At 62.2% G+C, this 1,271-nt stretch carries 2 protein-coding genes; both read right to left on the bottom strand.

What is annotated here, in order from left to right:
- Positions 1 to 1,075, bottom strand: a 1,075-nt coding sequence (tnpC, locus tag CF70_RS07565; RefSeq protein WP_035862644.1) for an IS66 family transposase, incomplete at its 3' end; no start/stop codon positions are given.
- 51 nt (positions 1,076 to 1,126) lie between these two features.
- Positions 1,127 to 1,264, bottom strand: a complete 138-nt coding sequence (gene tnpB, locus CF70_RS38890) for an IS66 family insertion sequence element accessory protein TnpB (protein WP_414629433.1) — start codon at positions 1,262 to 1,264, stop codon at positions 1,127 to 1,129.
- Between the last annotated feature and the right edge of the window lie 7 nt (positions 1,265 to 1,271).

Below are 1,271 nucleotides of genomic sequence, written 5' to 3'. Positions count from 1 at the left end.
GGTACAGGTCGTGGAATTTTCGTCTCGCGTGAGCGACGCATCCAGCCTCTCGCACGTCGCCTCGTTCATAGATGGCGTTGTAGCCTGCGAATGCATCGGCCTGCAGGATTCCCTTGAAGCCCTTCAAGTGGGCTTGCGGATATTCGCCCGACCGACTCGGGCTGTATGCGAACCAGACGGCCGGTGTGTCTTTCGATCCGGCCGGCCTGTCATCACGTACATAGGTCCAGAGCCGACCCGTCTTGGTCTTGCCATTGCCGGGTTCAAGCACCGGTACAGGCGTGTCGTCGGCATGGATCTTCGAGGCCGCCATCACGTACTGTCGAATCGCATCGACCAGAGGGCGCAGCAGTGCGCTGGCCTGGCCGACCCAATCGGCAAGCGTCGATCGGCTCAATTCGACACCGTCCCGCGCGTAAATCGCTGACTGCCGGTACAGGGGGAGATGGTCGCAGAACTTACTAACCAGGACATGGGCGAGCAGGCCAGGACCCGGCATACCGCGATCAATGGGACGGCTGGGTGCGGCAGCCTGCACGATGCAGTCGCAGCAAGCGCAGGCTTTTTTCGGGCGACGATGACGAATCACCCGCCAATGACCGGGCACGTACTCGAGCTGCTCGGCGATGTCCTCGCCAAGATCGCCGAGTGCTCCACCGCACTGCGGGCAGCACGCATCATCGGGCTGATAGACGATATCTTCGCGCGGCAGATGATCAGGGAGCGGTTTGCGTCCAGTAGGCTTGCCCGCGTCATTGGGGCGCTGCTTGCGCGTCTCGAGAGCCGTCGCGCCTTCGTCGGCCTGTAGATCCTCAAGGCGCAATTCCAGTTGCTCGATCTGGCGATCGATCTTCTCGGACTTGCGCCCGAACTGCATTCGCTGGAGCTTGGCGATCCACAGCTTCAGGCTCTCGATTTCCAGCGCTCGGTCCGAGAGAGTCTTCTGAAGCGTCGCGACGGTGTCGCGCAGATCTTCCAGGTCGCTGTCACGCTCGCGCAGCGCCGCTTCGCGCGCGAGCAGGAGCGCCTTCAAGGCGTCGATGTCTTCCGGAAGCGAAGCGTCGCTGGAGTTCATGCAGACAGTTTACGCGCCCACATCTCCCCTCACGTGCGTTGTCACAGACGTTTACAAAGCACTGCAAGGACGGGCGGCATCGATGGGCTGCCGCCAATCGAATCCCTCCAGCAGTAGGCCAAGTTGCGCGCTCGTCAAAGCTACTACCCCACCTTCGGCGCGCGGCCATGCGAAGCGCCCCCGTTCCAGCCGTTTG

It is taken from the genome of Cupriavidus sp. SK-3 (assembly GCF_000611145.1).
Classification (GTDB): domain Bacteria; phylum Pseudomonadota; class Gammaproteobacteria; order Burkholderiales; family Burkholderiaceae; genus Cupriavidus.
Note: the sequence above shows the minus strand (reverse complement) of the source record. Positions and strands in the feature narration are given on the sequence as shown.